This window comes from Polynucleobacter sp. MWH-UH19D (assembly GCF_040409795.1).
Taxonomy (GTDB): domain Bacteria; phylum Pseudomonadota; class Gammaproteobacteria; order Burkholderiales; family Burkholderiaceae; genus Polynucleobacter.
This window is the reverse complement of sequence record NZ_CP099571.1, coordinates 1,238,494-1,259,905: the sequence shown is the minus strand read 5'-3', so window position 1 is coordinate 1,259,905 and position 21,412 is coordinate 1,238,494. Positions and strand designations below refer to the sequence as shown.

19 protein-coding genes, 1 tRNA gene, 1 other RNA gene, 2 pseudogenes and 1 riboswitch are annotated in these 21,412 nt (G+C 45.0%); of the genes and pseudogenes, 8 read left to right on the top strand and 15 right to left on the bottom strand.

The features are described 5' to 3' along the window. Nucleotides 1-12: 12 nt before the first annotated feature. The 8 genes and pseudogenes from rng to NHB34_RS06320 form a co-directional block, all read right to left on the bottom strand. Nucleotides 13-1,476: a ribonuclease G gene (rng, locus tag NHB34_RS06355; RefSeq protein ID WP_353426805.1), complete on the bottom strand. Its 1,464-nt coding sequence runs from the start codon at nt 1,474-1,476 to the stop codon at nt 13-15. Then, entirely contained in the window at nt 1,473-2,096 is a 624-nt protein-coding gene (locus NHB34_RS06350; RefSeq protein ID WP_353426804.1) for a Maf family protein, read from the bottom strand. The genes rng and NHB34_RS06350 overlap by 4 nt, the downstream gene beginning before the upstream one ends. Nucleotides 2,097-2,100: 4 nt before the next feature. Then, the gene (gene rlmH / locus NHB34_RS06345) at nt 2,101-2,544 is read right to left on the bottom strand and encodes a 23S rRNA (pseudouridine(1915)-N(3))-methyltransferase RlmH (RefSeq protein WP_353426803.1); all 444 of its coding nucleotides are present in this window, start codon (nt 2,542-2,544) and stop codon (nt 2,101-2,103) included. Nucleotides 2,545-2,561: 17 nt separating this feature from the next. After that, nucleotides 2,562-2,945: pseudogene (gene rsfS / locus NHB34_RS06340) on the bottom strand (ribosome silencing factor); the annotation flags it as partial. Between the two features lie 40 nt (nt 2,946-2,985). Continuing rightward, the gene (gene nadD / locus NHB34_RS06335; protein ID WP_353426802.1) at nt 2,986-3,687 is read right to left on the bottom strand and encodes a nicotinate (nicotinamide) nucleotide adenylyltransferase; all 702 of its coding nucleotides are present in this window, start codon (nt 3,685-3,687) and stop codon (nt 2,986-2,988) included. Further along, on the bottom strand, nt 3,684-4,595 hold the full coding sequence (gene hemF, locus NHB34_RS06330; protein WP_353428560.1) for an oxygen-dependent coproporphyrinogen oxidase: 912 nt from the start codon (nt 4,593-4,595) through the stop codon (nt 3,684-3,686). The genes nadD and hemF overlap by 4 nt, the downstream gene beginning before the upstream one ends. Nucleotides 4,596-4,640: 45 nt before the next feature. Continuing rightward, nucleotides 4,641-5,918, bottom strand: a complete 1,278-nt coding sequence (gene purD, locus NHB34_RS06325) for a phosphoribosylamine--glycine ligase (protein ID WP_353426801.1) — start codon at nt 5,916-5,918, stop codon at nt 4,641-4,643. Between the two features lie 28 nt (nt 5,919-5,946). Continuing rightward, nucleotides 5,947-6,666 (bottom strand): YebC/PmpR family DNA-binding transcriptional regulator, encoded by a 720-nt coding sequence (locus NHB34_RS06320; RefSeq protein ID WP_353426800.1) that lies wholly within the window; start codon nt 6,664-6,666, stop codon nt 5,947-5,949. A gap of 152 nt (nt 6,667-6,818) precedes the next feature. Between NHB34_RS06320 and NHB34_RS06315 the strand changes: the two genes are divergently transcribed. Continuing rightward, nucleotides 6,819-6,903, top strand: a tRNA-Leu gene (locus NHB34_RS06315). Between the two features lie 24 nt (nt 6,904-6,927). Here NHB34_RS06315 and NHB34_RS06310 read toward each other — a convergent pair. The 3 genes from NHB34_RS06310 to lptF all read right to left on the bottom strand — a co-directional run bounded on the left by NHB34_RS06310 (nt 6,928) and on the right by lptF (nt 10,201). Beyond that, on the bottom strand, nt 6,928-7,869 hold the full coding sequence (locus NHB34_RS06310; protein ID WP_353426799.1) for a CysB family HTH-type transcriptional regulator: 942 nt from the start codon (nt 7,867-7,869) through the stop codon (nt 6,928-6,930). Nucleotides 7,870-7,934: 65 nt separating this feature from the next. Further along, nucleotides 7,935-9,089: an LPS export ABC transporter permease LptG gene (gene lptG / locus NHB34_RS06305; RefSeq protein ID WP_353426798.1), complete on the bottom strand. Its 1,155-nt coding sequence runs from the start codon at nt 9,087-9,089 to the stop codon at nt 7,935-7,937. Beyond that, on the bottom strand, nt 9,086-10,201 hold the full coding sequence (gene lptF / locus NHB34_RS06300; protein WP_353426797.1) for an LPS export ABC transporter permease LptF: 1,116 nt from the start codon (nt 10,199-10,201) through the stop codon (nt 9,086-9,088). The genes lptG and lptF overlap by 4 nt, the downstream gene beginning before the upstream one ends. A 162-nt stretch (nt 10,202-10,363) precedes the next feature. Here lptF and NHB34_RS06295 point away from each other — a divergent pair, with 162 nt between their 5' ends. The 6 genes from NHB34_RS06295 to NHB34_RS06270 all read left to right on the top strand — a co-directional run bounded on the left by NHB34_RS06295 (nt 10,364) and on the right by NHB34_RS06270 (nt 17,282). Then, nucleotides 10,364-11,974, top strand: a complete 1,611-nt coding sequence (locus NHB34_RS06295) for a leucyl aminopeptidase (protein WP_353426796.1) — start codon at nt 10,364-10,366, stop codon at nt 11,972-11,974. 11 nt (nt 11,975-11,985) lie between these two features. Beyond that, nucleotides 11,986-12,450: a DNA polymerase III subunit chi gene (locus NHB34_RS06290; RefSeq protein ID WP_353426795.1), complete on the top strand. Its 465-nt coding sequence runs from the start codon at nt 11,986-11,988 to the stop codon at nt 12,448-12,450. Between the two features lie 12 nt (nt 12,451-12,462). Then, nucleotides 12,463-13,254: a prolipoprotein diacylglyceryl transferase gene (gene lgt, locus NHB34_RS06285; protein WP_353426794.1), complete on the top strand. Its 792-nt coding sequence runs from the start codon at nt 12,463-12,465 to the stop codon at nt 13,252-13,254. 56 nt (nt 13,255-13,310) lie between these two features. Then, complete coding sequence (locus NHB34_RS06280) at nt 13,311-14,615, top strand: malonyl-CoA decarboxylase (RefSeq protein ID WP_353426793.1); 1,305 nt, start codon at nt 13,311-13,313, stop codon at nt 14,613-14,615. A 125-nt stretch (nt 14,616-14,740) separates the two neighbouring features. Next, entirely contained in the window at nt 14,741-15,724 is a 984-nt protein-coding gene (locus NHB34_RS06275; RefSeq protein ID WP_353426791.1) for a tripartite tricarboxylate transporter substrate binding protein, read from the top strand. Between the two features lie 34 nt (nt 15,725-15,758). After that, nucleotides 15,759-17,282: a malonyl-CoA synthase gene (locus NHB34_RS06270; RefSeq protein ID WP_353426790.1), complete on the top strand. Its 1,524-nt coding sequence runs from the start codon at nt 15,759-15,761 to the stop codon at nt 17,280-17,282. Between the two features lie 11 nt (nt 17,283-17,293). On the opposite strand, the gene NHB34_RS06265 is transcribed toward NHB34_RS06270, so the two are convergent. The 4 genes and pseudogenes from NHB34_RS06265 to NHB34_RS06250 all read right to left on the bottom strand — a co-directional run bounded on the left by NHB34_RS06265 (nt 17,294) and on the right by NHB34_RS06250 (nt 18,899). After that, on the bottom strand, nt 17,294-18,112 hold the full coding sequence (locus NHB34_RS06265; RefSeq protein ID WP_353426789.1) for a sulfite exporter TauE/SafE family protein: 819 nt from the start codon (nt 18,110-18,112) through the stop codon (nt 17,294-17,296). Further along, a non-coding RNA gene (ssrS, locus tag NHB34_RS06260) (6S RNA) lies at nt 18,113-18,331 on the bottom strand. A 99-nt stretch (nt 18,332-18,430) separates the two neighbouring features. Next, nucleotides 18,431-18,646 (bottom strand): annotated as a pseudogene (locus NHB34_RS06255) (cell division protein ZapA); the annotation flags it as partial. Beyond that, entirely contained in the window at nt 18,627-18,899 is a 273-nt protein-coding gene (locus tag NHB34_RS06250) for a hypothetical protein (RefSeq protein ID WP_353426788.1), read from the bottom strand. The gene NHB34_RS06250 and the pseudogene NHB34_RS06255, both read right to left, overlap by 20 nt. A 120-nt stretch (nt 18,900-19,019) precedes the next feature. Continuing rightward, nucleotides 19,020-19,250, top strand: a riboswitch (cobalamin riboswitch). A gap of 135 nt (nt 19,251-19,385) precedes the next feature. On the opposite strand from NHB34_RS06250, the gene NHB34_RS06245 reads away from it, so the two are divergent. Next, nucleotides 19,386-21,389: a TonB-dependent receptor gene (locus NHB34_RS06245; protein ID WP_353426787.1), complete on the top strand. Its 2,004-nt coding sequence runs from the start codon at nt 19,386-19,388 to the stop codon at nt 21,387-21,389. The last annotated feature ends 23 nt before the right edge of the window (nt 21,390-21,412 follow it).

Below are 21,412 nucleotides of genomic sequence, written 5' to 3'. Positions count from 1 at the left end.
TGCTTTACCGCACTAGCTGAGAACAATATCGTATTGTTCTTGGCGAAAGCTACCTTCAGCTTGTAAGGTGATGGGCTTGCCAATAAAGTCACCTAACTGCGCTAAGAATTGATTTTCTTCTTCAAGGAAAAGATCAATCACATCTGGTGAGGCGACAATTCTAAATTCACGCGGATTAAATTGGCGATGCTCTCGCACAATTTCTCGCAAAATTTCATAGCAAATAGTTTGAGCAGTTTTAATCTCACCCTTACCAATACACGTAGGACAGGGCTCACAGGTGATATGGGCTAGTGATTCGCGGGTTCGTTTACGCGTCATCTCCACCAATCCTAAGGCGGAAAAGTCGCTTACCGAAGTGCGTGCATGATCTCGTTCAAGATTGCGTTTTAGCTCATTTAAAACGGCTTCTTGATGATCTTTGCTGATCATGTCAATAAAGTCGATGATGATGATTCCACCAAGATTACGTAAACGCAATTGACGGGCAATCGCTTGCGCAGCCTCTAGATTGGTTTTAAAGACGGTGTCATCAAGATTACGAGCGCCTACATAACTGCCTGTGTTGACATCGATCGTAGTCATTGATTCTGTTTGATCAATCATGAGATAGCCGCCAGATTTGAGATCTACTCGGCGACCCAGGGCTTTATTAATTTCGGCATCGACATCAAATAAATCAAAAAGGGCGCGCTCACCACGATGTAGGGTTAGCTTACCCAGGAGGTTAGGCATATATAGATTGGCAAAACCCTTGAGCTTTTCGAAGTTCTCGGCAGAGTCGACCCGAATTTGTGTGGTTTCTTCACCCGCAACATCTCGTAGTACACGTTCAGCAAGACTTAGATCCTGGTATAGCAAGCTAGGCGCTGCTTTTTGTTTCATCGCTTCACGAATACTCTCCCAAGTAGTTCTTAGGTAATGCATATCATGCTGTAATTCGGTATCAGTAGCATCTTGAGCGCTAGTGCGGACAATGATTCCACCTTTTTCATCTTCGGCCATTAAGCCTGCTAGACGCGCTTTGATTGCCTCACGTTCTTCTGGTTGATCAATGCGCTGAGATACGCCGATATATTTTTCGGTAGCGACATCGGTACCGGCAGGGGGTAAGTAAACGAGATTACGGCCAGCAATACTCAACTGGGTAGTTAATCGTGCACCCTTGGTGCCGAGTGGATCTTTAAGAACTTGAACTAGTAAGGTTTGACCTTCAAACAATAGTTTCTCGATTTGGGCTTGTGGATTATTTTGAGTAATGTCTGCCACGTGCATAAACGCAGTGCGCTCAAGCCCAATTTCGATAAAAGCAGATTGCATGCCGGGCAGCACTCGGACAACCTTTGCCAGATAGATATTGCCAACAATACCTCGCTGACGCGTACGCTCAATTTGCAATTCTTGAACAGCACCTTGCTGAATAAGTGCAACGCGCGTTTCTTGCGGGGTGATATTAATCAGAATTTCTTCATTCATATAAAAGTAATTCGTGCTTGATCTAGTAATTGAGCAGTCTCATAAAGTGGAAGTCCCATGATACCGCTATAACTCCCATTGATCCTGGAGATAAATGCACCAGCGCTACCTTGAATGCCGTAGGCGCCAGCTTTACCAAAAGGCTCCTTACTCGCGATATATGACTCAATCTGTTCGGCAGAGAGGGGGGCGAACTCGACTTCTGATATTTGAACTACGCAGAGAGGTGCGCTCTCTGGATTGCAGGTGAGAGTGACAGCTGTTAAGACTTCATGAGTTTTACCGCTTAGCATTTTTAAAATTCTGCGAGCATCATTAGCGTCAGCTGGTTTACCAAGAATTTCCCCGTCAGCATGATTGGGCAGGCTTACCGTGGTATCTGCGCAGAGAATGGGCGCCCAGGGTAGACCTCTATTTCTCCAGCGCTCGAGTGCAAACGAAGCTTTTGCTAGAGTGACGCGTCTAACGTAATCGCGCGCTTTTTCTTGATTTAATGGGATTTCAATACTCTCTGTATCTTCATCCGCAAGAGGAAGCAGCATTTCGTAGCGCACACCAATCTGCTTTAAGAGTTCTTGGCGTCTAGGGCTTTGTGAGGCTAGGTAGATAAAGTTGCTCAAGAGTTTACTCGCGATGATAGGGGTGGCCCTGCAGAATGGTCCATGCTCGGTAGAGCTGCTCTACGAGTAAGACTCTCGCCATTGCATGTGGCATTGTGAGGCTAGAGAGTCTCCACATAGCTTGCGTATTCTTTTTGAGTTCAGCATCAAGTCCATCAGCACCACCAATCAAGAAAGTGATGTCAAAGCCCTCTTGGCGCCAATTGGCTAATTCGGTAGCTAGGTTTTGTGTAGTTTGATCTTTGCCGCGCTCATCTAAAGCAATGACGCGTGAACCCTTTGGTATCGCCGCCAGAATTTTTACCGCCTCTTTTACGGGGGTCAGATCCGGTTTGATTTCTTTGATGTCAATGCTGCAATCAGTGGGCATGCGCTTGATGTAATCTTGGGTTGCAGTGGCAACCCAATCTGGCATTTTGTGGCCAACGGAAACAATGGTTAAACGCATTGGCAGGACGTAAATTACTCTTCGTCAGGCTCGCTTGCTTTAACAAGACCTTTGTCGCCAGCTAATTTAACGCGCACGGGCTTGGCACCCCACATACCTTCGAGCTGATAGTAGGAGCGCAACATCGGTTGCAAAATATGCACGACGATATCGCCACAATCCACCAACACCCATTCACCAGTTTCTAATCCTTCAATTGAGATAACCTCACCGCCTTTGGCATTTACCTCTTCTTTGACGGACATTGCTAAAGATCTTGTTTGGCGATTGCTTGAGCCGGTTGCAATAATGACGCGATCAAACAGTTCGCTTAATTTGGTAGTGTCGTATACGCGAATATCTTGCGCCTTTACATCTTCTAAGGCATCAATGATGACGCGTTGTAATTTTTTCAAGTCCATATCGTTAACTATTCTACTGTTGTGTGTGGTCTAAGCCTGATTATTGATACAAGCCCAGATTGTGAATGAGGCTGAGGGAATGAGAAGGAATGGCTTCGGTCTCAATCGAGTTGCGCGCCGTTTTTAGCTGTTTTCTCAGGTTTGTTGAAGAAAGATCGACTGCAAGTGTCTTATCTACATAGATAAGGCCGAATGCTTGGTTTTCAAGAGAGCTTGCATCCATAGTTTGATGCTTGAGGAGCAAGTCTTTTACTTCAGTACTTCTATTTGCCTCAAGATCATGATGGGGTCTACTTGCCACAGCAAAATTCACGTAATTGAGCAACTCTTTCCAGGAGTTCCAGCTTGGGAGTGCATTCAGTGAATCTGCACCCATTAACCAAATAAGGCTGGCTTCATCGCCAAATCGCTCTCGTAATGCCTTAACAGTATCAATTGCGTAGCTTGGTCCTGCACGATCGATTTCAAGGCGATCAATTCCAATCTGAGTCGGAATCTTGAGATAGAGAAATGCTCTCGCTAAATCGATGCCAGCCGCTTCAGTTAATTGATAGCGAGTTTCAGCAGGGGTTATGCCACTTCCTTTTTGCCAAGGTTCACCGCTCGGAACAAATAACAGAGTATCAAGATGCAGCAGTTTTGCAAAGTGACTGGCGAGCTTTAAATGACCTACATGGGGTGGATCAAAGGTGCCACCCAATATACCAATGCGTTTGCGAGAGCTGGATTCTGTAGTACTCAAGCTAACCAATTACGCGGTTTGAGGTAGTGGTCATAGAGCTTAGCTTCGGGTGTGCCTGGCTCTGGATGCCAGTTGTAACGCCATTGGACTACTGGAGGCATCGACATGAGGATTGACTCAGTGCGTCCACCAGAATGCAAGCCAAAGATCGTGCCTCGATCAAAGATGAGGTTGTATTCCACATACCGACCGCGACGATATTCTTGAAATGATTTTTCTTCGGCAGTGAAGGGATCTTTGTAACGCCTCTCAACAATCGGCAGATAAGCGTTAATGAAGGCATCACCAACAGCACGAGTCATAGCAAAGCTTTTCTCAAAGTCTAATTCATTAAAGTCGTCAAAAAATACGCCACCTATACCGCGAGGCTCTTCACGGTGCTTTAAGTAAAAGTACTCATCGCACCATTTCTTAAAGCGGGGGTATAGCTCTGCGCCAAAAGGATCGAGCGCATCCTTCGCAGTTTGGTGAAAGTGTCTGCAATCTTCATCAACACCATAGTAGGGTGTTAAGTCAAAGCCACCACCAAACCACCATACCGGTTCTTTTTCAGGTGCTTGAGCAATAAAGCAACGCACATTCATATGCGTAGTGGGCACCTTGGGATTGTTCGGATGAAAAACTAAAGAGACTCCCATCGCCTCAAAACTACGACCTGCTACCTCAGGTCGATGATGTGATGCTGAGGGAGGCATTTGATCGCCGCGTACATGGGAGAAACCAACCCCGCCTTTTTCTAGAATATTGCCGCCATCCAAAATACAGGTGCGACCATATCCTTTGAGCTTGCTATCTTCAGGCTTGTGCCATTCATCCGAGATGAATGCTTTCCCATCTAACGCACTCATAGCGCTAGTAATGCGCTCTTGCAGGCCTAAGAAATAATTCTTTAAGGCGGCGATATCAATTTGGTTTTGTTCTGCTGGCAAAGATCGTATCTTTATTTAAGGTTCTTATTTAATTGCGCGGTAGCCAATATCTTTGCGAAATTGCATGCCGTCAAACTGGATTTTGCTAATGGCTTCATAAGCTTTCTGTTGCGCGCCTTTCACGGTATCTGCTAGACCAACAACGCAGAGAACTCGTCCACCAGAGGTGATGACTTTGCCATCTTGTAATTTAGTACCCGCATGAAAGGTAATTTGATCGTCTGTATCAGTCGGTATACCAGTGATGACATCACCACTTCGCGGGGTGTCTGGATAGTTATGGGCAGCAAGCACAACGCCGAGCGCAGTACGACGATCCCATTCGAGCTCCACTTCATTTAACTTGCCATCTACAGCATGATCAAGAGCATCTACTAGATCACTACGCAGGCGAGTCATAATCGGTTGTGTTTCTGGATCGCCCATGCGGCAATTGAACTCGAGAGTCTTAATGTTTCCATCAGGCGTGATCATCAGTCCCGCATACAGAAACCCTGTGTACGGTAGACCATCAGCCTCCATGCCTTTCACAGTTGGCATGATGACTTCGCGCAAAGCTCGCGCATGAATTTCGGGGGTGACGACGGGGGCAGGAGAGTAGGCACCCATACCGCCAGTATTGGGGCCTTGGTCAGCATCCAATAAACGTTTGTGATCTTGACTAGTAGCTAGCGCTAGAACATTTTTTCCATCGACTAGAACAATGAAGCTGGCTTCTTCGCCCGTTAAGAATTCTTCAATCACGACCCGTGCGCCTGCATTACCCAATTTGTTATCTGCCAACATCATGTCGACTGCGGCATGCGCCTCTTCAAGGCTCATTGCAACAACTACGCCTTTGCCTGCTGCAAGACCATCAGCCTTAATCACGATCGGTGCACCTTTAGCATCGATATAAGCATGCGCCTCTAATGCGTTAGAGAATGTTTGGTAATCGGCGGTTGGAATGCCGTGACGTTTCATGAAGGCTTTAGAAAAGTCCTTAGAAGATTCCAGTTGGGCAGCTAATTGCGTTGGGCCAAAAATGCGTAAACCATTATTGCGGAATACATCTACGATGCCCGCTGCTAAAGGCGCCTCAGGACCAACTACAGTGAGATGAATGCTTTCACGTTTAGCAAAGTCAGCCAATTCTTGAAGATCTGTAATTGGAAGATTTTCAATGCCAGCTGCGCTTTGCTTTGCAGTGGCAGTGCCACCATTGCCTGGTGCCACGTAAACAGTTTGTACTTGCGGTGATTGGGCTAGCTTCCAGGCTAATGCGTGTTCACGTCCACCAGATCCAACGAGAAGAATTTTCATAATGGCAAATTAAAAAGAATAAATAGAGTTATAGAGCGGCGTTCGTAAACACTTCTTGTACGTCATCTAGGTTTTCAAGAGCATCTAGTAACTTTTGCATGCTTTCTGCTTGCTCTCCTTCGAGCGCGATCTCTGTTTCGGGGCGCATGGCAACCGTAGCTAGCTCAGCCTTTAATCCTGCCTTGACAATTGCATCTTGTACTTTCGGAAAATCTGGCACAGGTGTAAGCACCTCAAAAGATCCATCCTCATGGGCAATCACATCATCAGCGCCAGCATCCAACGCCACTTCCATCAGTTGGTCTTCATTAGCCCCAGGGGCGAATAACATTTGACCGCAATGTTTAAATAAGAAAGCAACCGAACCTTCGGTGCCCATGTTGCCCCCATTCTTATTAAAGGCATGACGGACTTCTGCGACGGTGCGAGTGCGGTTATCAGTTAAGCAATCAACGATTACTGCTGCTCCGTTAATGCCGTAACCCTCATAGCGAATTTCTTCGTAATTGACGCCTTCCAATGAGCCAGTGCCGCGAGCAATCGCTCTTTGCACATTGTCATTAGGCATGTTCGCATCTTTTGCCTTATCAATGGCTAGACGTAAACGTGGGTTGGCGGAAATATCGCCACCACCCAGCTTGGCAGCTACGGTAATTTCCTTGATGAGCTTGGTCCAAATCTTGCCGCGTTTTTCGTCTTGACGTCCTTTGCGGTGCTGAATATTGGCCCATTTCGAATGGCCGGCCATACGGGTGAGTCCTTTACATTATTTGGCTATAAGAGACTATTTTAAGGTCTTCTGAATATGAGATAGGGGGCAGAGAGACAATTTTTGTTACACTCTCATGTCTTAGCACTAGCAATTTGGCTAATAAAGCAGAATTTCCACTGCAAACACCTGCCTCGGTGATGGAATTGGTAGACGTGCCGGACTCAAAATCCGGTGCCGCAAGGCGTGGCGGTTCGAGTCCGCCCCGAGGCACCAACTATTGAACCTAGTTCAACTCCTCTAGATTTCGTACGTCTCCGCTTTCTCGTTCATGGCTTGCTCAACGATTTTTTTGGTGAGCGTTGGAGAGAAGAGTTCGATAAAGGTGTATACAAATGAGCGTAAATAGGCGCCTTGCTTTACGCCAATATGCGAAACATTATTTCCAAATAAATGACCCACAGTGATTACTTTGAGATTGCGGTCTCTATCTGAGTCATATGCATGTCCTGCAACAATGCCAATCCCCATGCCAGCTTCAACATAAGTTTTGATAACGTCAGCATCAATCGCTTCCAAAATAATGTCGGGTGCAATGCCGCGTTGCGCAAAAGCCGCGTCAATTTTGCTGCGTCCAGCAAATGCCTTGTCATAAGTAATGATTGGATACTTTGCGATTTCTTCTAGAGTAACAGTCGCTTGATTTAACAGGGGATGACTAAGTGGCACCATGACCACATGCTGCCATTGGTATCCTGGCAAAGCTAAAACCCCAGGTGTATTCGCAATGCCCTCAGTTGCAATAGCGATATCTGCACGATCATGAATGAGTAGCTCAGCAATTTGACCAGGGCTACCCTGTTGAATGCTGACGCGTACCTTGGGAAAGCGCTTAGTAAACTCCGTTAGGACTTTTGGTAGTGCGTAGCGAGCTTGCGTGTGCGTAGTCGCAATAACGAAGTTACCTTGATCTTGGCTCGCAAAATCTTTACCTACGCGTTTTAGCGTCTCCACTTCGTCCAGAATGCGTTCGATGGAAACCAGAATGCGTTTGCCTGGTTCGGTAAGTGAGCGAATGCGTTTGCCATGCCTGCGGAAAATTTCTACGCCCAGCTCATCCTCAAGTTCAATAATCGCTTTTGAGACGCCAGGCTGTGAAGTGAAGAGGGCTTTAGCCGCAGCGGTCAAATTAAAGTTCTGACGAACGGCTTCACGGACAAAGCGGAATTGATGCAAATTCATATGGACAGCTCCAATCTATATATCCACAAAGATATAGGAAGCAAATTCTATATGAATTTTAGATATTAGGCTTTAGAGACCCATCTCAGCGCTACGAGGGCTAAGAAGAAATAGAACATCGGGGGAATTAAAGCAGTCAAAAATGCCGGCCATGCACTCAGCAGCCCTACATTAGAGAACAGCGAATTAAACAGTTGAAAGCTCATACCCAGCATGATGCCGCCAAACACTTTGATGCCCACACTACCTGCGCGTACTTTTAGGTAGGCAAAGGGAAGGGCAAGTGCAAGCATGACGAAAATCGTAAGCGGGTAGATTACTTTTTTCCAGAATGCAATTGCGTGGCGTTTTGCATCTTGCTTGTTTTCCTGAAGGTGCGAAATGAATCGACCCAAACTCACAATCGACATTTTTTCAGGGCTAATTAAAAGGACATTCAAGATTTGCGGCGTGACCTCGGACTCTAGCGTCAAGATTGGATGATTCAATGTATGTGCGCTGAATACAGGATTGAGTGGGTCGGATTGCTTGATTTCTTTGAACCGAGTTTCAGTAACGTCATTCAGGACCCAGGTGCCGCTCTCATCGAAGTGGCCTGAGGGTGCGCTGCGAATCGATAGAAGGTTATACGCATCGTTGAATTCATACATTTGAATATTTCGAATTTCATTGTCTTTATCAACATTGCCTACGTTTACGTAACGCACTCCAGGGCGCACAGGCCCGCTGCCATCTTCATCACGCAGGCGATCTTTAACCCAAACACCAGTCTTAAATTGTGAAGAATAAGTGGCGCCCAGCGCTTTCATCCGAATTTGTTCTGATTTGTTATCAGCATAAGGGCCAGCCCATTCGCTCATAACGAGTGTCAGCACAACCAGCGGTATAGAAATCTTGGTAAGCGCAATCAAGCCACGTTTGATATCTAACCCAGCAATTCTCAGGATGGTGAATTCTGATTGGCTAGCCATCATTGCAAATACATAAATACTGCCAATCAAACAGGCGATCGGAATAATTTCAGAAATACGACCCGGAGCCTTCAATAAAACGTGCAGCAGTGCTAGTGGCAGGGTATAGGCGCCTTGCACAGACCCCAGTTCACTCAAAATATCAAAAAATAGAAATAATGCTACCAATGCAAACAAAATAAAGCCAAAGGCAATATAAATTTGCTTAGCTAAATAGCGTTCGTAAATGTATGGAAAGAGCAATTTCATTTTTTACCTAAGCCGGCTGGTAATTGACGACGCCACCATTTCACAGATGGGTTTATACGATTACGAATTAATACTGTCGCAATCAGTAAGGCAAGTAGGTGAATTGGCCAGATGCCAACAAATACACTGAACTTTCCTTGGGCAACAAAATTTTGCGTGAGATTGAGTAGGTTGCTGTAAATCAAATAAATCAGAACTGCATAAAACATAGCGGTGTAGTTGCCAAGGCGTGGATTGACATAAGCCAGTGGAATGGCAATGAGTACCAAACCTAAAGCCATTAGTGGCAAACCTATACGCCATAGCAATTCTGCGCGATTCGCATTGATTGCATTGGGGTTGCCATCGTTAAATAATTCAGAAATGGTTTTTTCTCTATCGCGTGGTGCAGGAGCAAGTGCCTCCTTGCTGCGAATCTTCGTGATGTAATTATCGAACTCCAAAATACGAAAATCGGGTTCAGTTGGATATCCCTCATAACGGCGTCCATTACGAAGGACAATCGATTTTTCACCGCCTTCAGAGTTTTGGATAAACCCGGTAGATGCGACGGCAATACTGAGCCGTCCATTTTTATTGTCCGCAACGAAAATATTCTTCACTTCACTTTTATCGACATCGAGTTCTTCAATGAAAAACACGCGTTGTGCTCGGGCAGATTCTTTAAATTGTCCTGCGCTCACCATGGAGACGTCATCCCGCTGTTGAAAGCGTTGACTAATGAGGGTGGTTTCTCGATTAGCCCATGGCCATACAAAAAGAGCGAGAAGGGCAATCACAATAATGAGCGGCGTTGCAAATTGCAAAATTGGCTTAATTAGATTGCTAATACTCAAGCCACTGGCAAACCAGACAATCATTTCTGAGTCTTTATACCAACGCACTAAAACAATGAGGGTGGCAACAAATAGGGAGACGGTTAATAAAACAGCCAGGTAGCCTAAAGTGGCTAATGCAATGAGGACAATGGCATCCTCAGGATTGACGGTGCCATTTGCAGCGTATCCCAAGATTCGGATCACCAAGGTGGTCACCATAATGGTTACCAGCACCAAAAAGACCCCGCCAGTAGTAAAGCTTAGTTCGCGGCGCAGAGCATCTTTAAAGATCATGGGTGGTCTATTTATCTGGGGCTAAATTCAGGTGCTGAGGGTTTTTTTGCTTGTGAGTATCTAAAGACAAATTAGGTTAATCTCATGTCGGAGGATAATGGATAAACATCGTAAATTTGTATCTTTAGCCCCTGAATCGACCTAAAAGTACCGCAATCAATCATGACTATTCAATTTAGCACCAAGATTTTCCCCCAAGCAGACCTCCACAATCTCAAAACGCTCAAGTCTGGCTTAAAAACCCTGTTGGCCCAGGCGACGGATTGTTTGGTCTTGGCCTACTCCAAAACAGATTTGGATGGAATTGCTGGAGCAAAGGCCGCAAAAACAAAATCGGGTCTTTTGGCTGAGTTAGATCAATTTTTGAGTGGAGCTGTAAGTCATGCCCATGTTTTGGGTGATTTAGGTAGCGCACAAGCATCTATTTGCACATTAAGAGCTGATAAATCATGGGCTACAAATGCTGTGAAAGCAAAGCGAGTGCTGCTAATTTGTTTGGGTGATCTGCATCAGGCCTCTGAAACTAGCCTGCATGCCTACTCTAAGGTTGCCCGCGCAGGATTAAAGGCCTTAAGCGGGAGCTCTATTGAGAATGCTATTTGGTTTGCTCCAAGCTTTAAGCATTCAAAGTCTAAAAATGCAATTGCGCAAGAAGTACGCCTGACAATTCAATATGCAGGCGATCAAGCTTATCGTTTTGGTGTGCGGCAGCCCGCTATGAAATTTAAGGCCAAAGATAAACCCGATACTTTCAAGCATCTGATATTTGCAGGTAATGATGCGTGCGCCAAAGACTTAAAGCTTGCAGTTGACCAAGGTAGCGCGATGGTCGAGGGTATGAATCTTGCCAAGGATTTGGGCAATCTTCCGCCTAATATTTGTACGCCAACTTACCTTGGTAAAACTGCGCTAGGTTTGGCTAAAAAAGCGGGGTTGAAGGTAGAAGTGCTTGGTCTCAAACAAATTCAGGCTCTTGGCATGGGATCTTTTTTGTCGGTTGCACAGGGATCCGAAACTCCGCCCCAATTTATTGTGATGCGTCATCAAGGCGGCAAGACTGGTGAAGCCCCAATCGTTTTGGTAGGTAAAGGAATTACATTTGACACTGGCGGGATTTCATTAAAACCAGGTGAAGCAATGGATGAGATGAAGTACGACATGTGCGGAGCAGCTTCAGTGATCGGCACGATGTACTCCACTGGCCTAATGAAATTGAAAAAGAATGTTATCGGCGTTATACCAACTTGTGAAAATATGCCTTCGGGCAAGGCAACTCGGCCCGGAGATATTGTGAAGAGCATGTCAGGGCAGACAATTGAAATTCTCAATACCGATGCTGAAGGACGATTAATATTGTGTGATGCGTTGACCTATGTAGAGCGCTTCAAACCCAAAGCAGTAATTGATATTGCCACCCTTACTGGCGCATGTGTGATCGCCTTGGGGCATGTACACAGCGGCTTATTCTCTGACGATGAAGAATTAGTGCAGGGCATCACTAAGGCAGGCCAAGACTCTTTGGATACCGTTTGGAGGTTACCTTTAGACGCTGCCTATCATGAGCAGTTGAAGTCAAACTTTGCGGATGTTGCTAATATTGGCGGACGTCCCGCCGGCAGTGTCACTGCGGCGTGCTTTTTATCACGCTTTACAGAGAAATATAAATGGGCGCATTTGGATATTGCTGGTACCGCATGGAAGAGTGGGGCAGCGAAGGGATCAACCGGACGACCTGTGCCTTTGTTGGTGAATTTCTTGCTTGAGCAAAAATAAATTTATTTGCTATGGCAAGAATTGATTTTCACAGCAATGTGGCCAATAAGCTTGAATATGCGTGTCGCCTGACGCGCAAGATTTGGAGCGCTACACCAGAGGGTCATCCTGTTCGCAACATATTGATTGTTGGCGATGCAGCGGATTTAAAAAAACTAGATGAGTTACTCTGGTCGTTTAGTGACGTAGACTTTTTGCCTCACTGTTCAATTCATGATGAGGCTGCTCCTGACACTCCGATTGTTTTGAGCGATAGTTTTGCATCACCATCGTTTGATTCCATACCTCATGCTGACGTCATCATTCACTTAGGTATGCATATGCCTGGAGATGTGTCAGCTTTAGTGGCGCGATTTCCTCGGATTGTTGAAGTGGTTACGATTAATGAGGCTGAGCGTTTGGCAGGGCGCGAGCGCTTTAAAGCGTATCGTGAACTTGGTCATGAGCTGCACAACTTTGATCAGTCTAAAAGCTAATTTCTATATTTCATGCTGATTCATCCACAGTTTGATCCTGCCGCAATACGCATTGGATCATTTGCGATTCACTGGTATGGGTTGATGTATTTGATGGCATTTGTGCAGTTTTTATTGCTAGGCCGTGTGCGTATTCAAACACCACGTTATCAAGCCTTAGGCTGGACTTATAAAGATTTAGAAGACTTATTGTTTGCAGGAGTTTTGGGCGTGGTGCTTGGTGGTCGCATTGGTTACACCATGTTCTATATGCCTAGTTTTTACCTCTCACATCCACTGAGCATTTTCAAGATCTGGGAGGGCGGCATGTCTTTTCATGGCGGCCTTCTGGGTGTATTGATTGCTTTGTTATGGTTTGCCAAGAAAAAGAACACCCAATTTTTTGTTGTAAGTGATTTGGTTGCTCCTTTAGTTCCCTTTGGATTAGCGTTTGGGCGTCTTGGTAACTTTATTAATGGGGAGCTTTGGGGTAGACCAACGGATTTGCCTTGGGCGATGATATTTCCTTTGGTGGACTCTGTTCCGCGCCATCCCTCGCAAATTTATCAATTATTTGGAGAGGGTGTTTTGCTTGGGGTGGTGTTATGGATTTACGCAAGCAAGCCTAGAAGGGTGGGTCAGATCTCCGGTTTATTCCTCTTGGGTTATGGCTTATGCCGTTTTTTAGCGGAATACGCTAGAGAGCCTGATGCATTTTTAGGTCTTCTGGGTCTCGGTCTATCTATGGGTCAGTGGCTTTGTGTGCCAATGATAGTTTTTGGCATCTATCTGATGCAATGCAGATCTAAAACTTTGGCTTCATAATCTAAGATCAGAGTAGTAAATTTTTTGATCTTGGTTAGTCACTAGAAAGCCATCAGATGCTTGAAAAGTTAGCAAAAGCCCGATATTTCTCGCGAGTCACCGGCGCAGTTAATCGCCTGATTTCTGAACGTGGTGAGTCTAATGCCTTAAGTATGGCTGATGATGTATTTAATAACTATCGTAAAATCACTAAGGATCAGCATCTAAAGTTTTTTACTTTTTTGTTTGAGAAGTTAAATCCTGATCCTGTGGCCGTGATGAGTGCAGCGCAAAATTTTTCAGCTGAGGCTAATGCGCGCAACTATATTAAGTTGCAACGCGTGGCAGAACCGCCAAGACAGGAATTGTTTCGTCGCTTAAATAGGGCAACCAATGGTACTGCTGCATTAGTTGCCATGCGTCGTGATTTATTGCAACTATTAGACAAACAGCCTGAGTTGACTGCAGTCGATTTTGATTTGCGTCATCTATTGTCTTCTTGGTTTAATCCAGGCTTTCTTAAGATGCATCGTGTGGATTGGAAATCTCCGGCAGAGGTGCTTGAGAAATTAATTCAGCATGAAGCCGTTCACGCTATTGATGGTTGGGATGATTTGCGTAGACGTCTGCAGCCTGATCGCCGTTGCTTTGCTTTTTTTCACCCACAACTTCCCAATGAGCCTCTGATTTTCGTTGAGGTGGCGCTACTCCCCGAAATTCCTGCGGTGATCGCACCTCTAGTTGATAAAAAGGCTGAGACTGTACACCAAACATCACAATACAAAGTTGCCGCCTTCTATTCAATCAGTAACTGTGAGCCTGGATTGCGTGGCGTGTCGATGGGCAATTTTTTGATTAAGCGTGTTGCTGAACAATTGCATGCAGAGTTTCCGGGTATTAAAACCTTCGTAACACTCTCACCTATCCCGGGATTTATTGATTGGGTTGCTGCAGGAGCTGATATTAGCGATGAAAAAGCTGGCATTCAACTAAAACCTGCCCTTCGATTAGCCCGCGAGCAATCTTTAGAGACCTTGGATCTTGCCAACCGGTCCTGGGCTGAGCGGCTCAGTGCTGGATGGCATCCAGATGCTGCGAGCGAAAAAGAAAAATCTGCATTACTTTGCCTTGCTAGTATTTATTTGGCATTAGGTTCCGCAGGTAGAAACGGCAATCCAGTAGCTAAATTTCATTTGGGCAATGGCGCTAAGTTGCATCAAATTAACTGGGCAGGTGATTTGTCTAAAAAAGGTCTAAGACAATCCGCTTCGCTGATGGTCAATTATTTATATGATCTATCTTCTGTTGAAGAAAACCATGAGAGATTTGCTCACGGGGAAATTGATTATTCTCGCGCTGTAGGGCGCTTAATGCAGGTTTAGTGCATAAACTGTGGGGTCGAAAGACTAAACCTGTATTTGATGGACATTCGCTTTAGAATATCAACATCCTGGGCGTTAAGATCCAGAAAACTAAAACAGCCGATTAGGCGTTAAAGGAGCACAAAATGATTCAGCATTCAAAATTTTTGACTATTGTAAAAAAGGCTTTGTTCATCGCTTGCCTGTCCCCATTAGTCTCAATCGCTCAAGAATGGCCTAATAAGCCGATAACCTTTATTGTGCCGTTTCCTGCTGGTGGCGGAACGGATGCATTCGCAAGACCATTAGCAACACAATTAACGAAGCAACTAGGCAAACAGATTGTGATTGATAACCGTGGAGGTGCGGGTGGCACCTTAGGAGCATCCATTGCGGCAAAAGCTGCGCCTGATGGTTATAGTTTTTTTGTTGGGGCGGCTCACCATGCAATTGCTCCAGCAATGTATCCAAATTTAGATTACGACATCGAGAAAAGTTTCGTTCCGGTTGCGATGATTGCAAACCCGCCACAGGTGATTGTTGTAAATCCGAAAAACGTACAGGTTAAAAACTTAAAAGAATTTATTGAGTTATTGAAAAAGAACCCAGGTAAATTCAACTATGCCAGCGCTGGAAATGGCTCGTCTCACCACCTGGCTGGCGAGCAATTTAAGATGCTGACCAAAACATTTATTACGCATATTCCATATCGTGGTGCTGGCCCAGCCATGCAGGACTTGATTGCGGGGCAGGTGGATATCGAGTTTGATGGTTTAGGTTCCTCAGCGGCACAAATTAAGAATGGCTCGATTGTGGCCTTAGCTGTCGCTTCGCAAAAGCGTGCACCGGGATTCCCAACTGTTCCAACCGCTGCCGAAGCGGGTTTAGTGGGTTACGAGGTTTCCACTTGGTATGGTCTCTTTGCTCCTAAAGGAACACCTCAGCCGATTATCGACAAGATGACGGTTGAAGTTCAAAAAGCAATTAATTCGCCTGATCTAAAAACAATTTGGACAAATAATGGTTCAGATACACCCAATTTATCAGGCGATGCTTTCGGTAAGTTTGTAGCAGGCGATATCAAACGTTGGGCTGCAGTGGCGAAAGCATCTGGCGCAAAATTAGATTAATACTCCACTTTAAAAAAATTAATTCGAGGTTTTAATGAATTTATATTCAGTATTAGAAAAAGGCTTTCCAAAAAATAAATCAGCCTGTGCCATTGAGACCCATGATGGCTTGTATTACTCTTGGAGAGATTTGGAGCGTGCAACAGCTAAGCTGGCTAATTTATTAAAAAACCTCAAGCTACCAGCCGGATCTCGTATTGCTGTTCAAGTTGAAAAGTCGCCAGAAGCCCTCTTTTTATATTTAGCGACAATCCGTGCTGGTTATGTTTATTTGCCCCTCAATACTGCATATCAAGCTGCCGAGATTCAATACTTTATTGAAAATGCTGAGCCAGCGTTAGTGGTGTGTAGTAACAAAAATTATTCTTGGGTGTCCAAAGTTGCCTCACAAGCGGGTACCAAGCACGTACTGACTTTGGATGATGACCGTACTGGAACTTTGCTTGAGCAAGCGGGTAAGTTGAGCGATGTTTTTAAAACGGTCCCCACAAAAGATGATGACCTAGCAGCTATCTTGTATACATCTGGCACTACTGGTCGCAGCAAGGGGGCAATGCTGACTCACAAGAACTTGTATAGCAATGCTCAGGTATTGCAAAAGTATTGGGGTTGGGTAAAAGGTGACGTCCTGTTGCACGCCTTGCCCATTTTCCATGTGCACGGCCTGTTTGTGGCGGCTCATGGCGCCTTAATTAATGGTAGCAAGATGATTTGGTTGTCACGCCTAGACGTATCGCAATTAATTCATCATATGCCTAAGTCAACGGTATTAATGGGTGTGCCAACTTTCTATGTGCGCTTATTAGCTGATAAAGGATTCAATAAAAAAGTTACGCGCAATATGCGCTTGTTTATTTCGGGTTCTGCACCATTGTTAACGGAGACTTTCAATACCTTTAAGAAAGTCATTGGGCAGCCTATTTTGGAGCGCTACGGTATGAGTGAGACTGTCATGTTGGTCTCAAATCCATACAAAGGCGCACGTGTTGGCGGTTCTGTTGGATTGCCATTGCCTGGCGTGAAAGTACGCGTGGTCAATGAGAGTGATAAGCCATGCGGCGTAAATGAAATCGGCAATATTCAAGTTAAAGGCCCAAATATATTTAAAGGCTATTGGCGTATGCCAGAAAAAACTGCAGAAGAGTTCACCAATGACGGTTGGTTTAAAACTGGCGATGTAGGTCGCTGGGGTGGTGAAGCTAATGGTGGTAAAGCGCCAAATGATTACTTATGCATTGTTGGTCGTAGCAAGGATTTGATTATTTCTGGTGGCTACAACGTTTATCCAAAGGAAATCGAAGGCTTTATCGACGATATGGATGGGGTTGAGGAGAGTGCCGTGATAGGTATTCCGCATCCAGATTTTGGCGAGGCAGTAATGGCGATTGTTGTGCCTAAGGTCGGAGCAAAGTTAAATGCCGAACAAATGATTGCAACCCTCAAAACTCAGATTGCGAACTTTAAGATACCAAAGCGTTTGGAAATTGTTTCTGATCTTCCCCGTAACGCTATGGGTAAGGTGCAGAAAAATATTCTGCGTCAACAGTACAGCGCTTAATTGATAGTTTCTTAAAAACCAAATGCCTTGCGGCTTTCATTAAACATGAAGGCCGCAAGGAAAAACAGCACTACACCAAAAACTCGTTTTAGCTGGGCTACGTCAAGCTTTCTGGCCATCTTGGCACCAAAGGGCGCAGTAAAGATACTCACAATGACAATGCAAGCTACTGCGGGCAGATACACAAAGCCCATGGAGCCCGTAGGAAGATTGGGATTGCCCCAGCTCCCATACATGTAGCCCAGGGTTGCAGCCAACGCAATGGGTAGCCCCAATCCTGAGGATGTAGCCATTGCCGTGTGTGGCTTTACGTTACACCAAAGCATAAAAGGAACGGTAATAAATGCTCCTCCTGCACCAACCAAACTTGCTAATGCGCCTGCAAAGGCGCCAAAAGAAAAAAGGCCAATAGCGCCAGGCAGACTTCTTCCTGCCGTAGGTTTTTTGTTGAGCAACATCTGAATTGAGGTGTAAACAATAAAGATGGCAAAAAATAGCGAGAGCCAAGATGTTTTTAAGGCTTCAAATAATTCGCTGCCGCCGATGAGTCCGCCAAAAATCATTCCCGGGCTCAGTGAGGCAACGAGCTTCCAGTCAATTGAACCGTGTTTGTGGTGGGCCCATATTGCAGAAGAGGTGGTAAATAGAATCGTAGCCATACCAGTAGCAATAGCCATGTGCACAATCACTTCTTGGCTAAAGCCTAGATGATTGAAAACAAGAATCATGAACGGCACCAAGATCATGCCGCCGCCGATGCCAAGAAGTCCCGCTAAGAATCCTGAAATGCTTCCGCATAGCATGAGCATCAAGATGTCATTTAGAAACATGGATTCCCCGCCTTAGCCGCTAGGCCGTCATCCTGAACCCAAAGGTTCAAGGTGGAACGGCTACTTTGCTTCGGGTGCATTAAGAGGTTCAGGGAGTAACCAAGTCTAAGTTGGCACTGTGAACTCTCGAAACGCGCACGCCCACAAGGTAAAGATCGTTCCTGATGCTTGCGCATCGGTTCAAGGAACTATTGGCCTTGGCGAACCAGGCAGGGAAAGGCTTTGCATCAAAGCATCCACTTGGTCCTCAAGGCTGCGGATCTCCGCTTGAAGGCGAGCAACTTCCTCAGAGCCTAAGTTTGAAGAGTGGCTTTGATGCGTTTGATTATTTTGTAGCTTAATGAGATCACCAGCAATCTTGAGGGCAGCCATCATGCTAGCGCGCTCGATACTGCGATTACCACCACTAATGGCAAGCTGGATTTGTTCGTCAACTAAAACGCAGGCTGCACGCAGTAATGGCTCGTGTTCTGCGCTGGTTGCTAAAGTGATCTTTTGACCAGCAAGAGTTACTTCAATGCGTTGTTGGCTCACTGTCGTCCTCTGAGTTGCTTGTTGGAATTGTTTCGCCAAGTAAATTCAATTGGCGACCATCGCTTTGTTCGGGCAAGCGATTCAAAATGCGTTTCACTCGCTTTTGAGCATCTTCAATCTTACCCTCAAGTTGCTCATGATTCTGAGTCAAATTGCGCACAGCATCTTGAATGAGGGCAATCTTCTCAGACAGGCGCTGAAGTGATGCGCCAAGGTCATCAAGAATAGGGGGTTGGGAGGGTAACTCGCTCATATGGGCATTGTATCCTCAGGTGTGGCTCTGGGGCGATAGTGCTTAAGGTGTGGGGCGGAAAATATGGTCCTGACAATATGTAATTCCAAGATATTTAAGGATCTTCCTACCTAGTTTGCTAGAATCTTGAATGTTGATAGTGCTTGCCTTATTAATTTAAAGGCAGTTAAACGGGAACTTGGAGTTTGAGAGAGTGATCTTGAGAGCGGCCAAACTGTCCTCGCAACGGTAAGTGAACGTATCTGAAGTTAGATGCAAGGCATTTGTAAATACCACTGAGCAAAAGTGCTTGGGAAGGTCAAATGTTTGAGTTCACTAGTCCGGATACCGGCTTCAACGGGTGGAAATTACGAACGTGGGATTTTCGTGCGCCGACTATGCAATAGCCTTGCTATTGCATTTCTTCGCATGCCTTCCTTCTGATTTCTGTTTTGATTTTGTTAACGAGGAGAGTTAACGAAATCGATATTTAAATATGGAAATGCCATGCATTTTTTTAGCAAGAAGAAGCTTCACCTCATTTTTTTTGGGGTAGCATTAACGATTGCATCACCAAGCTTAATTGCGCAATCCAATCAACAAACCGTTGTTGTAACTGGATCTCGTTTTGAAGAAAACTTGAATGAAGTTCCTGCTGACATAAAAGTCATTACTCGAGATCAAATTGAAAATTCAACCTCCAATAACATTCCAGAAGTCTTATCCCAAATTGGAGGATTAGATGTAAGGAGTGCAAGCGGGAATCCGCTGAATTTAGATGCCACAGTTGATATGGGTGGATTTGGGGCCACTGCGAGTAGCACTACGTTGATATTGATTGATGGTCAACGCTTGAACCCAATAGATTCGGGCACCATTAATTGGGAGTCTGTCCCTATTGATTCGATTGAGCGTATTGAGATTCTGCAAGGCGGCGCTAGCGTTCAGTATGGTAATGGAGCTGTTGGTGGCGTCATTAACATCATCACGAATGGCGGTGCGAAAAACTTAAATCAAGCATCAGTGACTTATGGTAGCTATAACACTCTTATTAATAATGCAATTTTGCGTAATAAGTTTGATGACACAACCATTCAGTTGACAGCCAATACATCCAATACAGATGGTTGGCGTCAAAATTCTGCCGCGAATGCATATTCTTTTGATGCTAAGCTCACTCAAGCCTTGGGTGGTGGCGACAATGTTTACGCGGATATCTTTTTGAACCACTCGAATTCGCAAACTTCAGGCGCATTGCTTGGTCAGGCGGGGTCAGGAAACCCGCAGTCTGCACGAGCAAGATTCATTGGCTCTACAACTGTCACCGATAACTCTGGAATTAGGGCTGGTTTTATAAAGGCAATTAGCGATCTAGTAACCTTTGATATTGATGGCACATATTCAAATAAGAATATGAATCAAAATTACCCATACGTTCCCAGTTACTATGGCCTTTATCCCAATTGGCAATTAGCAATTAATCCAAAGATAAAAGCTAACTTTGGCGCTTGGGGTACTGCAGTTATTGGATACGACTTTAATCAAGCATCACAAAGCTCTTCTTCGGGCGGTACTTTTAACAATACTAGCCTTCAACAGAATGTTAGTGTTTTAAACCAGTCGGTGTATTTAATTGCGCGAATGCCTTTGAGGTTTCTTGAGGGCCTAGAGGCGAGCGGCGGCTTTAGGCATCAAGCTCAAAATGCTTCGACAAATGACTACTCAACCGGATCTACAGTCAGTGCAAGTCAAAAATATTCTGCTAATGCAGGAGATCTTGCTGCAAACTATAACTATCAGCCAGGTCAGAAGGTATTTGTTAAATGGGATCAATCATATCGATTTCCAAATACTGATGAGTTTTGGGGGTTTGATCCAAATACATGGGTGCCAGTATTTAATGGCATCTTAAGGCCGCAAATTACACAAACCTATTCAGCGGGTGGAGATTGGAATATAAACAAGACTCATATTTCAGCTTCTGTATTTCAGTCAATTACTCAAAATGAGATTCGATTCGACCCAGTAACTAGCGTGAATTTAAATTCGACGGGCAATATTAATCGCACGGGTTTCGTGTTTGATGCATCCTCAAGTGTTATGAAAAATCTCACCTTAGCTGGAGGGGGTAAGTTGCAAAAATCTCTTTTTGCAGCTGGACCATATTCAGGTGCTGGAGTTGGTCTATCGCCAGACTTGTTGCTCAATGCCAGAGCCCAATATATGTTGAATAGTCAGTGGAATACTGGCTTAGTTGTTAACTATGTAGGCAGCCAAAATTATGATGCTTCCCCATCAGTTATAAATTCATTGGCAAAGTTGCCTTCTTATGTTGCTGCTGATGCCTATATCAACTACAACATAGACTCATGGGATATGAGATTTACGGTTAAGAATATTGGAGGCAGTACGTATGCTACTTCGGGCGGTTATTCTTCAAGCACTGGCTACTACTACTATCCAAGCACACCAACAACTTATTTTGTGACGGCAAAGTACACCTTTAAATAAATCTGAGCTTAGTTAATTTTTAG